Here is a 14029-nt window from a genome sequence, read left to right as displayed (position 1 = left end):
TAAACTAAGGCGGTTTGATGTGGATCTTCTTAAAGTTTAGCTTGTAATAAAATGAAAAAAATTTCGTTAAAAATAACCGCTCTTTTGCTTGGATGGATGAGTTTTTCAGCCCTTGCAGAACAAACCGTAGATATTGAGATCCGCGGTATCAAGGGTGAACGTGCCATTCGCAATACTGATATGAATGTCAAACTCATTGATAAAGGTGAGATGGACGGCTCAGATCGGTATAAACAATTAGTTTCAGATGCTGTCGATAAAGGCCTTCGAGTCTTCGGTTATTATGGTTCTTCAGTCACCTTTGAATTGAAAAAACGCAAAGGTCAACGAGACTTACTCATTGCTAATGTAAAACCCGGTGAACCAAGTAAAATTGCGGGAACAGACGTTGAAATTATAGGCGAAGCGGCAGAAGACGAAAACTTCAAAGCACTCCGTAAAAACTTGCCAAAACAAGGTGAGTTAGTTGAGCATCAAAAATACGATGACTATAAAAGCAGCATTTCAAACCTTGCCCTTGCTCGTGGTTATCTTGACGGAAAATTCCAAATTTCTCGCTTAGAAATAAGCCCTGAAACCTATGAAGCATGGTGGCGTATGCTGTTTGATAGTGGTGTGCGTTATCATTATGGCAACATCACATTCAACCATTCCCAAATTCGCGAAGACTATTTGCAAAATATGCTCAACATTAAATCGGGCGATCCTTATTTAGTCAGCGATTTATCTGAATTAACTAACGATTTTTCTTCTACCAACTGGTTTAGCTCAGTGCTTTTACAGCCTCATGTCCGCGAAGAAGAAAAATTAGTGGATATCGAACTGTTACTTTATCCACGTAAGAAGAACTCAATGGAGCTCGGGGTCGGTTTTGCAACCGATACAGGCCCTCATGTCCAAATTGGTTGGACAAAACCTTGGATTAATAGCCGAGGCCATAGTTTCCGTACAAATCTTTACGTCTCTGCACCAAAACAAAACTTTGAAGCCACTTATAAAATACCATTGTTGAAAAATCCATTAAATTATTATTATGAATTTTCAACCGGTTATGAAAAAGAAAATAAAAATGATACGGATACCAAAACGCTAACTTTTGCTGCATTACGTTATTGGAATAATAAAGAAGGTTGGCAATATTTTGCGGGTCTTCGTGTCCGTTACGACAGCTTTACGCAAGCTGATTTCACCGATAAAACGCTCCTTGTTTATCCAACCGGAGGTTTTAGCCGAACTCGTTTAAAAGGCGGTCAATTCCCAACATGGGGAGATACCCAAAAAATCACGGTTGATTTAGGGAATAAGCTTTGGATGTCAGAAGCCAATTTCTTTAAAATTCAAGCTTCCACAGCGTGGATTCGTACTTATGCAGAAAATCACCGTTTTATTACCCGTGCAGAAATTGGTTATTTAAATACCGCGGATATTCGTAAAATTCCACCTGCATTACGTTTCTTTGCAGGGGGCGATCGTAGCGTGCGAGGTTATGCCTATAAGAAAATTTCACCGAAAAATAAAGAGGGGAAATTAGTCGGCGGCTCTCGCTTAGTAACAGGTAGCCTTGAATATCAATATCAAGTTTACCCAAATTGGTGGGGAGCCGTATTTGTGGATACAGGTTTAGCCGCTGATGCTTACAAAGCAAATGAGTTACGCTACGGTGCAGGTTTCGGTGTGCGTTGGGCATCGCCAGTTGGCGCTATCAAATTTGATATTGCGACGCCAATTCGAGATAAAGATAACAGCAAAAACATTCAATTTTACATTGGCTTAGGGGCTGAAATTTAGGGTATGACTATGTCTGAACAAGAAAAACAACCAGATAACCAAATGATACAACCCATCAAAAAGAAAAAGACCTGCCGTAAAATTTTATGTGTCGGAAGTGCGGTCATTTTTGTCCCTGTTTTAGGCTTAGTCACAGCACTTTCTTTTGATAGTGGGCAACGTGCAATTATTCAACTCGCCGATAAAATGCTCGATAGCTTATCTATTGAGCAAGTCAGCGGTGGCTTACAAGATGGTTTAGTCTTAGAAAATTTACGTTTTCAAACAACCGGCGTAGATGTGGCTCTTCCTAAAACGCGCTTACAACTGAATTTAGCTCGTTTACTGTCGGGAGATATTATTGTTGATGATCTCAGCTTAACGCAGCCTAAAATCGCCATTGATACCAGTGTTATGCCGCCTTCTGAAGAGAAACAGACTGAAAGTGGTCCAATGGAAAAAATCCATTTACCGGTTTCTGTGCAAGTAAAAAATGTGGCGATTACTGACTTTGATATGAAACTCGATCAAAGCAATATTACGTTTTCGTCATTTCAAAGTGCGGTCAGTTTAAATAATGAATCTGGCCTGACCCTTGAGCCTACCACGCTTTCAGATGTGCTTTTCTCAACGGTCTCCCAAACTCAACCGAATCCCTCTCAGCCTGAGAAAAAAGAACCTGCTAAACCCGTTGATTGGGCACAAATTGAGCAAACACTCACACCGGCTTTTTTAGGTAATTTAAATACGGTGAACTTGCCTTTTGATATGCACATTCCAAGTGTTTTGGGTACAAACTGGCAATATCAATCGCTCAATGAAAAAGACGAAGAAACACAAAAAATCACCGTGCCTAAAGTAGAATTGCAAGCGGATGCCACCGATCATTTAGTGAAATTACAAAAACTCGACATTGACAGCTCTCTCGGTACACTTTCTAGCCAAGGACAACTCCAGCTCAATGACGATTTTCCGGTTGATCTCACATTAAAATCTGATCTCCAAGCCTTTAAATCAAAAGACAAAACTATTCTGCCTGCTAGCAAAGTTGATCTCAATTTATCGGGTTCCTTGAAAAAAACGACCGTACTTTCGTTAACTACCCAGGGGGTGCTTGATGCGACCTTAACGGGTGATGTGAAACTGGCTGAAGATAAAATGCCATTAAATCTGCAGTTAAAAGCGAAAAAAGGTCAATACGCTTTTGCAGATAACCTTGCACCGCTCAAAATTAACGATGTCGATATCAAGCTCACGGGCGATTTGTTGAATTATCACGCAGAGGTTGTCGGTGGTGTGGACGGTATGGATCATATCCCTCACACCCATGTTGATTTGAATGCAGACGGTAAACTCTATGAAGTTACCCTCAACGAATTAAAACTTGCTGCCCTCGATGGTACGGCACGTTTAACCGGTTCATCAAACTGGAAAGATGGCGCGCAATGGGATGTAACTGCTGATTTAAACAAAATGAACATTCGCCCTTATGTGCCAGCCATGCCAGCCGTATTATCAGGCAAAGTGAGCTCAAAAGGTTCCGCTGATTCCAATCATTGGAAAGTAGATGTGCCAGCCGTGGATTTAACGGGTAGTCTCTCTTCTCGCCCATTAAGCTTAAAAGGAAGTGCCTTTTTAAGTAATGAAACCTTATTAAACATTCCTGATTTATTGCTGAACTATGGCGAAAACCGCATTGCAGCAAAAGGTATATTAGGTGATAAATCAAACCTAGATTTAGATATCAACGCACCAAGCTTGCGTGGTCTGTGGCAAGATTTAGCGGGCTCCGTGGTCGGCAGAGCACAGATCTTAGGCAAACTTACTGCACCAACCATTAATACTGATTTAACCGTACAAGGCCTGCACTTCCAAGGGTTAGACTTATCTAAAGCCTTAATTAAAGGTAATGTTGTGAGTGAACCGCAAGTGAAAGGTGAACTTAACGTCAAAGCGGAAAACTTCCGCTATGGCGACAGCATTAAATTGCATAATATTGATTTGAATGCATCGGGTGATGAAAAACATCATACGCTCAACTTAAAATCAAAAGGTGAACCTGTTGCAGCTGATTTACAAATCACTGGTAATTTTGACCGCACTTCTCAGCAATGGAAAGGTAATTTAAGCCAAGTGAGCCTAAACTCACCTATCGGCGATTTTAAAGTTAATCAAACTATTCCTGTCACTTATGACAATAAAAAAATCCAAGCCACCATTGGTTCACACTGCTGGATTAACCAAGACTTAGATCTGTGTTTCCCTCAACAATTTACGGCAGGGAAAAATGGCGAGGTCCCTTTTGAACTTAAACGCATTAATTTAGATTTAGTGAATAAATTGATGGGACAAGATACGCTTAAAGGTCAATTACAAAGCCGAGGTAAAGTGGCGTGGTTCAGTGATAAACCGTTACAACTGAATGTGGCAGTAGAAGGTAATAACATTGGTGTGGCACAAAAATTAGACTACCGCACCTTTAAGCTAGATATTCCTAAATTAAGTGTGAATGCCGATATTCAAAATAACAATTTAACCCTGAAATCAGACATTAACGTTCAGAATCAAGGTCGAATTGGCACGGACTTAAAAATTAATGATTTAAGTAAAGGCCGACAATTAGGCGGCACCTTTACCATTGAAGGTTTACGTTTATCCTTAGCGAATCAACTTTTCTCTAGCGGTGAAAGCATGGATGGTGAAGTGGTTTCTCGCTTAAGTTTTGGTGGCAATTTAGAAAAACCATTATTAAACGGTAATTTCGATATTCGCAATGTAAAAACAAAATTGAAAAGCCTGCCTTTTGACGTAACTGATGGTCAAGTGGCAATTCGCTTTAATGGCACCTCTTCAACCTTAAATGGCCATGTTCAAACACCAGATAGTAAGCTGAATATTAACGGGCAAGCTAACTGGGCTAACATGGATAACTGGACGGCTGAAGTCAGAGCGCAAGCAGATAACTTCAAAGTCGATATTCCGTCTATGGCGAAATTAAAAGTCAGCCCGAATGTGGTTGTCAAAGCCTCACCAAAACTCTTAGATTTGAGTGGTAATGTGGATATTCCGTGGGCAAGAATTGCCATTGAAAGCTTACCAGACAATGCTGAACCGGTGAGTGAAGACGAAGTAATTTTAAATGGTCCAAGAAAAAGTGAAGAAGAGCTCATCAATCGCCAATTTGCAGCCGAAACTAAATCGGGCATGCAAATTCAATCTGATTTAAAAATTAAAATCGGCGATGATGTGCATTTAAATGCCTATGGTTTAAAAACGAATTTGGATGGTTTACTTTCTGTGAAACAGGATAAAGGTAAGCTAGGATTATTCGGTCAAATTAACCTGAAAAATGGTCGTTATGCTTCTTTTGGACAGGATTTATTAATTCGTAAAGGGCAAGTCAGCTTCTCTGGTTTACCTTCACAACCGATGTTAAATATTGAAGCGATTCGTAACCCAGAAGCCATGGAAGACAGTAAAGTGACCGCAGGGGTAAAAGTGATTGGTATGGCATCTAGCCCACAAGTCACGATTTTCTCTGATCCCGCCAAATCTCAAGACCAGGCACTTTCTTATTTATTAACCGGTCGCTCATTAGAAAACAGCGGTGAAGCAGGCTCTAGTGGTTCTGTGGGTGCGGCATTACTTGGCTTAGGTTTAGCGAAAAGTGGTAAAGTGGTCGGCGGTATTGGCGAAGCCTTTGGTATTCAAGACTTAAACTTAGGCACTGCCGGTGTTGGGGATAGCTCCAAAGTACAAGTTAGTGGTAATATTGGTAAACGCTTACAAGTGAAATACGGTGTAGGATTGTTTGATGGATTAGCCGAAGTGACCTTGCGTTACCGCTTAATGCCACAACTTTATTTCCAATCAGTTTCCAGCACAAACCAAGTTTTTGATTTGTTGTATCAATTTGAATTTTAGGAAAGGACATGCATAACGACAAGCAACTGGCTCAACTCGCAGAACCTCATCACCGAGGTGAGGCCCGGGAGATTGCCGCCATTGATTTAGGCTCAAACAGCTTCCACATGATTGTAGCGCGTATTATCAATGGTTCGATTCAGGTGCTTTCTCGTTTAAAACAAAAAGTGAGGCTCGCTGACGGCTTAGACGAGCACAATGTATTAAGCCAAGAAGCCATTGAGCGCGGTGTAAATTGCCTTGCACTTTTTGCTGAACGCTTACAAGGCTTTGCGCCGAAAGATGTGAATGTCGTCGGCACTTATACCTTACGAAGAGCGGTCAATAATGACGAGTTTTTACGTCAGGCTGCCACTGTTTTTCCTTATCCCATTAATATCATCAGCGGTCAAACGGAAGCTAAAACCATTTATGCAGGCGTTTGCCACACTCAACCCGAAAGCGGACGTAAACTGGTCATCGATATTGGTGGTGGCTCGACCGAAATGATCATCGGTGATGATTTCACCCCCTTAGTGGCGGAAAGTCGTCACATGGGCTGCGTGAGCTTTGCCAAAAAATTCTTCCCGAGTGGCGAAATTTCAAAAGAAAACTTCGAGCAAGCTCGCCAAAGTGCGGTCAATAAAATTGAAGATTTAAGCTGGGAATATCGCAAACTCGGGTGGCAATCAGTGTTAGGCTCATCGGGCACGATCAAAACCGTCTATCAAGTGATTACCGCAACCCTTGATCCGAATGGCATCATCACGGCTGAACGTTTACAAAATTTAATTGAACGAATCTTACAAGCATCCCATTTTGAAGAACTCAATATCGCAGGATTAAACCCTGACCGCGTGGATGTCTTTGTGCCTGGCTTAGCCATTTTAAGTGCCGTTTTTGACGTATTTGGTTTAGAAAATATGCGCTACTCTGACGGTGCCTTGCGTGAAGGGGTGATTTACAGCCTGGAAAAAAACTTCCAAGTTTCAGACATCCGTACACGTACCGCATTAGGACTTGCCGAACAATTTAACTTAGATTTGGCACAGGCTGATCGCGTGGCCAATAGTGCGAAAACCTTAATTGACCAATACACCCATTGGCAAAAACCGCATCTTGCTGATGAAATGAAAAATCTGTTGATTTGGGCGGCACGCTTATTAGAAGTCGGTATTGTCATTAATCATCGCAATGTACAAAAACATTCAGCTTATATTCTGCAGAATATGGAATTACCGGGCTTTGATCGCGAACAACAACGCTTATTGGTGAATTTAGTTCGTTATCACACAGGTGCATTTAAAAATAATGATTTACCGATTTTTGCTCGTTATGCGGATGAAGATGTCCTTGTTTTACTGCTTCTTTTACGTATTTCGGTGATTTTAAATAAATCTCGCCAAGCGACAGACAGCACGGACAAAATTAATCTCAGAATTGACCGCTCTTTGCAGACTTGGGAACTGACTTTTGAGAAACATTATTTGGATAACAATCCGTTAGTATGGAATGAATTGCGCTTAGAAAGCAATTTACTCAAAGATTTAGAACTCAGTTTGATTTTTAACTGATAGAATAGGGGCTTTCATGCCCTTATTTTTTATCTTGCTCCAACAGCAAGCTATAAATATTGGCGAGATAATAGCTCTGCTCGGCTTCGGGAATATCTTGCGGAATAAAAGAAAGCAAATCGTGATGAATTTCCAAAACATCAGGAAAAATGACCGCACTTTGCATTTCATCATAAAAAGGTTGATGAAGTGGGGAAACGCAACCGCCTCGTTTTAAGCGGGCAAGGCTGTTGGCAATATGCAATAAGAGTGTGATGACTGTCGGAATAGACACATCAATGCGCCAATGATGCTCTAGGCGACTTTGCAAAGTCAGAATAATATCAATAACTTCCTGATCAATCTGACCGCGAATTTTCCAACGGGTTAATTGTTTGAGTAACGACATAACATTCCTTTTTGAGATAGGATAACTTTACCGCTATTTCATAAAATTACCAGTGCACAGATCACAAAATTGAAACAAAGTGAAAAAATTTACGAACTAGGAAAGCAATAAATGATAGATAACAGACTTTTTGAAAAATATGATGGCTTGATTTTTGATATGGATGGCACCTTAATCGACACCATGCCAGTACACGCCCGTGCGTGGAACATGGTGGGGGAACAATTCGGTTATCGTTTTAACAGCCAAATTATGTATGATTTAGGTGGCGCAACCGTGAGCACTATCGCCTCCGCCATTATGCAAGATGCCGGTATGCCACAAGAACGTTTAAATGAAGTGATACAAGCAAAACGTAAACTTTCTTATGAATTGATTCCAACAGAATCAAAATTACTCCCAACCTTTGACGTGGTGCGTCATTACTATCAACAAAAGCCGATTGCGCTTGGCTCAGGTTCAAACCGCCAAATCATTGATATGTTAATGCAAAAATTAGATATCGAACGTTACTTTAACGCCATTGTGAGTGCTGACGATGTGAAAGAACATAAACCGCATCCAGAAACCTTTTTACGCTGCGCAGAACTGGCAAAAGCCGAACCATCACGTTGCATCGTCTTTGAAGATGCCGATCTCGGCGTAAAAGCGGGATTAAGTGCAGGGATGGATGTGTTTGATGTCAGAACGCGTGAGATTATTAGAGCCTAATGTGGGACATTTTCTCTTTCAGCTTTTTGGCTGATTTTTGGCAAACCCATGGCTTGTGGTTGATGTTTTTCAGCGCTTTCTTAAGTGCCACCATCTTGCCGGGTAATTCAGAAATTGTGTTTGTCTCCCTTGCTGTGCCAAAAGTATTGGTCGGTTCATTATTAAGTACGGATATTTTTTGGCTTGTTTTTCTGGCAACCGCAGGCAATACACTTGGCAGCCTCACCACTTATTGGATTGGTCGATGGTTTCCGAAAATTGACAGCAAAAATGACCGCACTTTATGGGTGATAAACAAAATACAACGCTATGGTGCTATCACTTTATTATTGAGCTGGTTGCCGATTGTCGGGGATGTGTTTTGTGCGGTAGCCGGTTGGCTTCGATTGAATTGGCTAAGTTGTTTAATTTTTATGACGATTGGAAAAGGACTGCGTTATATTGCCTTGCTCTTTTTCAGTTTACCTTTCGTGTCATAGCCGAGAATAGCCTTTGTGCATAACCTGGTTGTGGGCTAGAATAAAGACGAATTGATATTCAACAGATAAAAAAACGCCCCTTATCAAGTAAGGGGCAAATAACCTAAGGAACCAATTTTATTAAAACAACTGCAAGTTGCTTGTTTTATAAGACCGACGCTAAAAAGAAAAGTTCAAAGAAATTGTAAAAAAATGTAAAAAAATTTACAAAAACTTGCAATTAATTTACAAATCACTGATTTTCAAGGAAATAAATATGCCATTACTCGACAGTTTTAAAGTGGATCACACCCGTATGAACGCACCCGCCGTGCGCGTTGCCAAAACGATGCGTACCCCAAAGGGCGATGACATCACTGTTTTTGATCTTCGTTTTTGCATTCCAAACAAAGAAATTCTCCCACCAAAAGGGATTCACACCCTTGAGCATTTATTTGCGGGCTTCATGCGTGACCATTTAAACAATGACAGTGTAGAAATCATCGATATTTCCCCAATGGGCTGTCGCACAGGTTTTTACATGTCATTAATCGGCACTCCAAACGAGCAACAAGTAGCTGATGCATGGTTAGCTTCCATGAAAGATATTTTAACCGTGCAAGATCAAAACCAAATTCCAGAATTGAACGAATACCAATGTGGGACTTACACCGAACATTCTTTAGAAGAAGCACATGAAATTGCTAAAAATGTGATTGCTCGCGGTGTGGGGATTAATAAAAATGACAATTTAGCACTTGATGAATCTTTCTTAAAATAAGGACACAACATGACAACCCTAGGTACAGCATTAACCCCGAATGCTATCAAAGTGATGATGCTTGGCTCTGGTGAACTGGGCAAAGAGGTGGTGATTGAATTACAACGTTTAGGCGTGGAAGTAATTGCCGTCGATCGTTATGAAAACGCCCCAGCACAACAAGTGGCACATCGTGCTTATACGATTTCCATGCTAGATGGTGCAGCCCTCAAAGCCTTAGTGGAAAAAGAGCGCCCAGATTACATTGTGCCGGAAGTGGAAGCCATCGCGACTGATACGCTAGTGGAATTAGAACAAGCAGGTTTTAATGTTGTACCTACCGCCAAAGCCACCAAGCTTACGATGAATCGCGAAGGCATTCGCCGTTTAGCCGCTGAAGAGCTTAAATTGCCAACTTCGCCTTATCAATTTGTCGATAACTTTGCTGACTTCCAAAGTGCGGTTGAAAAAATCGGTATTCCTTGCGTGGTGAAACCAATTATGTCTTCTTCTGGCCACGGTCAAAGTATTTTGAAATCCAAAGATGACTTACAAAAAGCCTGGGATTACGCTCAACAAGGTGGTCGCGCAGGCGCGGGACGCGTGATTGTAGAAGGGTTTGTTAAATTCGACTATGAAATCACTTTACTCACCGTTCACCACATCAACGGCACCAGCTTCTTAGCGCCAATCGGCCATCGTCAAGAAGATGGCGACTATCGCGAATCTTGGCAGCCACAAGCCATGTCTGATGCAGCCTTGAAAAAAGCTCAAGACGTGGCAGAGAAAATTACCACTGCACTAGGTGGTCGCGGCATTTTCGGTGTGGAAATGTTTGTGTGTGGTGATGAGGTGATCTTCAATGAAGTCTCCCCTCGACCACATGATACCGGCATGGTCACGCTAATTTCTCAAGAGTTATCTGAGTTCGCCTTACACGCCCGTGCGATTTTAGGCCTACCGATTCCAGAAATCACCTTAATTAGCCCATCGGCTTCAAAAGCGATTGTGGTGGAAGGTCAATCAAAAAACGTGCAATTTGGTAATATCGCCGAAGTATTGGCCGAACCAAACACCAATATTCGCATTTTCGGCAAAGGCGAAGTCAATGGCCATCGCCGTTTAGGTGTCTTACTCGCCCATGATGTTTCTGTGGAAAAAGCACTAGAAAAAGTAGAGCGAGCTTACGCGAAGTTGGATGTGAAATTATAAGATTTACTTAACATAAGCATCTTTGAAAATACGAAAAGTGCGGTTTAAGATACTTTAACTCTTAACCGCACTTTATGCTATTGTATTTCTCAATTATTTTTTAGGTGCAATTAAGTAACTGAAAAAAAATAGTATAACTGCAAATATAAATAAAGAAGGTTTTAAAGAATCTTCAAAAATAAATTTATATTTTATATAATTTTCCCCTAATGCCACCCCCTGTAACTATAATCGCTATAGATATCCCCAAATAAATAGCTAAAAAAGCAATAATTAATTTAAAGATTATCTTCATTTCTTCTCCTCGTGCTGATTTAAACTATCTTGATATAAAGACTTGCTTTTCTCAGAAGCATATCCTCCAATGATCACATTTGAAAATATTTTGAACGCTGGATTGATATTAGGAGTTCCAGATAAAACACCATTTACAACTAGTGATGAAAGAGAACCTGCTGAACTGCCAATCATCTCCTTTCTAATTTGTCTATCTGTGGCTCCTGGTTTATTAACCTCATACATTAAATCAAACGCAAAACTATTAAGAGCTTGTGCTCCAGGTTTTAATTTTGAAAGAAGAGGAACCTTAATTACATCTTTAGCACCATCATAAACAGCGCTTTTAAGTTCATCTTCAGTTTTATATTGGCCACTATGAGCTTTATAGGATATCTCACCTGCTTTATATCCTCCTGTCACTACCATTTCTGCAGCAACTGGGTTTCTAGCTGAAAGTATTGCTGTCTCTTGTAAATATCCAGCAGCCTTAGGAATAACTCTAACAGCAGCGACGCCACCTCCTGCGGCTAACGCACCAATCGCAAAAGATTGAGCTTGTTTACCGACATAACTATCCCAAAATTTAATTTCATCTGATAGATATTTTGTTAACGCAGAGTCATTTCTTTTGATTTCTTTAGAAAAATCCCAGTTATATAAATCAGATACAGGAACATTCCACGATCTTGCGATTTTATGTAATTCAACAGCTAAATAATTCTTTTGCCCCTCCGTTAATTGGCTAGGATCTTTTTGGTTTAGGCGAATTAAAAAATTAATGTAAGAATCTTTTTCAATAATTCTCCGCCTCTATTTTTTTTTTCTTTCTGTTTTAGCTCTTTTGCTTTTTCAAACTTTTCTGAAATATTGAAAAGTTCTTCATCTTCATTTTTAGAAAGAAGATTATTCTCTACTGCATTCTTAGCTGTAGTTAATCCTACACCAATTCCTTGACTACTATTTGCTGCCGCTCCACCCACTAAAGCACCGGCTGCTTGACTAACAGAGGACACGACTTCTTTCTCTTCTCGATTAAGTTGGTTCGGCTTTTTACCATAAAGCTCTTTTGCAATTACATCAGCCATCACCTCACCCGCTAAAGCACCACCAGCTCCCGCTGCTGCGTTTTGATTTGCGGAGTAAGCTTCCACCGCGCCCCAAAGTGCATGAGCTGTCAAATTGAGCGTGGTATTCACATTACCTTTTGCATCTGTCGTCGCTTTCTTAATTTGATTATTCACCGCAGGTGATAATCCTGAAGCCACCACTTCCGCTGCCGGTCTGCCGGCTAAAGCGGTGCTGATAACATTTAATGCTGAATCAATGACAAGGCGTTGACTTCCACCCGTTTCCCATTCTTTGGCTTCGCGACTCGCTGTCTCAAAATTATCTCGTGCTTGTTTGACTAAAGCGCGGTTAGTTTCGTTGTTGTTTTCTGCCTTGGCTTTTTCTGCTTCTTCTAACGCAATTGCGGCTTCATGACGCTTCGCTTTCGCTTCTTCACCAAATTTATTAGCAAGCAAACTTCCAGCTTCCGCGACATTTGGTCCAAATTTCTCTGTCACCTCACGTTGGAAATCGAGTTCTTTTTGAACATCATCTTTATTAAAACGATTCTCTAATTTGCCACTTTGACTTGGTGCACTCTCTGTAGTGATATCGGTTTTAATCGCCGCAATTTCTTCTTGTACCATTTTACCTGTACGTTTTAATTGCTCAGCTTGATCTTTAATAATGATATTTTGTGTATTAATACCACTTTTTGTTGTGCTAGATTGGCTATCGGAATCTTTACTATAACCAATGCTGGGTTTAGGTTAATAGTAATATTCATATTTTCGGAAAAGACTAAGTCAATGGCCATCGCCATTTAGGTGTCTTACTCGCTCGTGATATTTCTGTGGAAAAAGCATTGGAAAAAGTAGAACGAGCTTACGCGAAGTTGGATGTGAAATTATAAGATTTGCTTACCATAAGCATCGTTGAAAATACAAAAAGTGCGGTCAATTTTTGAGAAGTTTAAAAACTCTTTGAAAATTGACCGCACTTTGTATTATATGCCTTTCAAACAACCTATAAGCTTCTAGAAATCTAAAAACTAAGATCTTGATATTTTTGACATACTTTTTTGAAATATCTCTCTCATTTCCTTCTAGATATTAAAAATGTATAGGTAAAATAATAAAATGCAATTTTAGAGACATAATAAAAGCCTTCTCAATTAATAAATCATAATGGATATTTATTATCCCTACATCCATTTGAGCATACAACAATACAATAAAAAATAAAATAACAGCCCCAAAGAAAGACAGTAAAGTTAAAATAATATTCTTCATTACTTACTCCCCACTTTCTCATTACTGCTATCGCTATATATTTTTTTTACCTCATCAGAGGCTATAGAACCGCCCACTACATTAAAGAGCACTTTCGGTACTCCATCAAATTTAGAATATTTACCTAAAGTGAACTCAGACAACAATCCATAACTAGCTCCTGTTACAGAACCAATCATTTCAGTTTTTATTTGTTTATCAGTAGCTCCAACTTTATTTACCTCATACATTAAATCAACAGCAGGATTTACAAAAAATTGCTCTACAGGTCCTAATTTAGACATTACTGGTACTTTTAAAATATCCTTACCAGTACCATAAATATCATTTAAAAGTTCCCCTTCATTTTTATACTGCCCATCATAAGCCTTATAAGATATCTTCCCTGCATTATATCCTCCTGTCACTACCATTTCTGCAGCAACTGGATTTCTAGCTGAAAGTACTGCTGTCTCTTGTAAATATCCAGCAGCCTTAGGAATAACTCTAACAGCAGCACCCCCCCCCCCTGCGGCTAAAGCACCTATCGCAAAAGATTGTGCCTGTTTACCGACATAACTGTCCCAAAATTTAATTTCATCTGATAGATATTTTGTTAACGCAGAGTCATTTCTTTTGATTTCTTTAGAAAAATCCCA

General features: G+C 40.1%; 12 protein-coding genes and 1 pseudogene. 8 read left to right on the top strand and 5 right to left on the bottom strand.

The features are described 5' to 3' along the window. Nucleotides 1–51 precede the first annotated feature (51 nt). From tamA to ppx, 3 genes are read left to right on the top strand one after another with little or no spacing between them, the layout of a single operon-like run. Entirely contained in the window at nt 52–1788 is a 1737-nt protein-coding gene (gene tamA, locus INQ00_RS02805) for an autotransporter assembly complex protein TamA (RefSeq protein WP_197547251.1), read from the top strand. Between the two features lie 3 nt (nt 1789–1791). Continuing rightward, nucleotides 1792–5691, top strand: coding sequence for an autotransporter assembly complex protein TamB (gene tamB / locus INQ00_RS02800; protein ID WP_420026372.1), 3900 nt, complete (start codon nt 1792–1794; stop codon nt 5689–5691). An 8-nt stretch (nt 5692–5699) separates the two neighbouring features. Then, complete coding sequence (ppx, locus tag INQ00_RS02795; RefSeq protein WP_197547249.1) at nt 5700–7244, top strand: exopolyphosphatase; 1545 nt, start codon at nt 5700–5702, stop codon at nt 7242–7244. A 22-nt stretch (nt 7245–7266) separates the two neighbouring features. Here ppx and INQ00_RS02790 read toward each other — a convergent pair whose 3' ends face one another. Then, entirely contained in the window at nt 7267–7632 is a 366-nt protein-coding gene (locus tag INQ00_RS02790) for a hypothetical protein (RefSeq protein WP_111387746.1), read from the bottom strand. Between the two features lie 111 nt (nt 7633–7743). Here INQ00_RS02790 and INQ00_RS02785 point away from each other — a divergent pair, with 111 nt between their 5' ends. The 4 genes from INQ00_RS02785 to purT (INQ00_RS02770) all read left to right on the top strand — a co-directional run bounded on the left by INQ00_RS02785 (nt 7744) and on the right by purT (INQ00_RS02770) (nt 10773). After that, nucleotides 7744–8343 (top strand): beta-phosphoglucomutase family hydrolase, encoded by a 600-nt coding sequence (locus INQ00_RS02785; RefSeq protein WP_197547248.1) that lies wholly within the window; start codon nt 7744–7746, stop codon nt 8341–8343. Beyond that, the gene (locus INQ00_RS02780; RefSeq protein WP_197547247.1) at nt 8343–8822 is read left to right on the top strand and encodes a YqaA family protein; all 480 of its coding nucleotides are present in this window, start codon (nt 8343–8345) and stop codon (nt 8820–8822) included. Before INQ00_RS02785 ends, INQ00_RS02780 begins: the two co-directional genes overlap by 1 nt. Before the next feature lie 256 nt (nt 8823–9078). Then, entirely contained in the window at nt 9079–9582 is a 504-nt protein-coding gene (gene luxS, locus INQ00_RS02775; RefSeq protein WP_197547246.1) for an S-ribosylhomocysteine lyase, read from the top strand. Nucleotides 9583–9591: 9 nt separating this feature from the next. Next, complete coding sequence (gene purT / locus INQ00_RS02770; protein ID WP_197547245.1) at nt 9592–10773, top strand: formate-dependent phosphoribosylglycinamide formyltransferase; 1182 nt, start codon at nt 9592–9594, stop codon at nt 10771–10773. A 291-nt stretch (nt 10774–11064) separates the two neighbouring features. Here the strand turns inward: purT (INQ00_RS02770) and INQ00_RS02765 are convergent, their stop codons facing one another. Both INQ00_RS02765 and INQ00_RS02760 read right to left on the bottom strand, forming a co-directional pair. After that, complete coding sequence (locus INQ00_RS02765; RefSeq protein ID WP_197547244.1) at nt 11065–11478, bottom strand: hypothetical protein; 414 nt, start codon at nt 11476–11478, stop codon at nt 11065–11067. A 341-nt stretch (nt 11479–11819) separates the two neighbouring features. Further along, nucleotides 11820–12746, bottom strand: coding sequence for a VENN motif pre-toxin domain-containing protein (locus tag INQ00_RS02760; protein WP_232086615.1), 927 nt, complete (start codon nt 12744–12746; stop codon nt 11820–11822). A 125-nt stretch (nt 12747–12871) separates the two neighbouring features. Here INQ00_RS02760 and purT (INQ00_RS09740) point away from each other — a divergent pair. Continuing rightward, nucleotides 12872–13012 (top strand): annotated as a pseudogene (gene purT / locus INQ00_RS09740) (phosphoribosylglycinamide formyltransferase 2); the annotation flags it as partial. 199 nt (nt 13013–13211) lie between these two features. On the opposite strand, the gene INQ00_RS02755 reads toward purT (INQ00_RS09740), so the two are convergent. Then, entirely contained in the window at nt 13212–13391 is a 180-nt protein-coding gene (locus INQ00_RS02755) for a hypothetical protein (protein WP_197547243.1), read from the bottom strand. Continuing rightward, on the bottom strand, nt 13391–13804 hold the full coding sequence (locus tag INQ00_RS02750) for a hypothetical protein (protein ID WP_197547242.1): 414 nt from the start codon (nt 13802–13804) through the stop codon (nt 13391–13393). The genes INQ00_RS02755 and INQ00_RS02750 overlap by 1 nt, the downstream gene beginning before the upstream one ends. Nucleotides 13805–14029: the final 225 nt, after the last annotated feature.

This window comes from Haemophilus parainfluenzae (assembly GCF_014931275.1).
Taxonomy (GTDB): Bacteria; Pseudomonadota; Gammaproteobacteria; order Enterobacterales; family Pasteurellaceae; genus Haemophilus_D.
The sequence above is the reverse complement of the archived record's forward strand: the minus strand, read 5'-3'. Positions and strand labels throughout refer to the sequence as shown.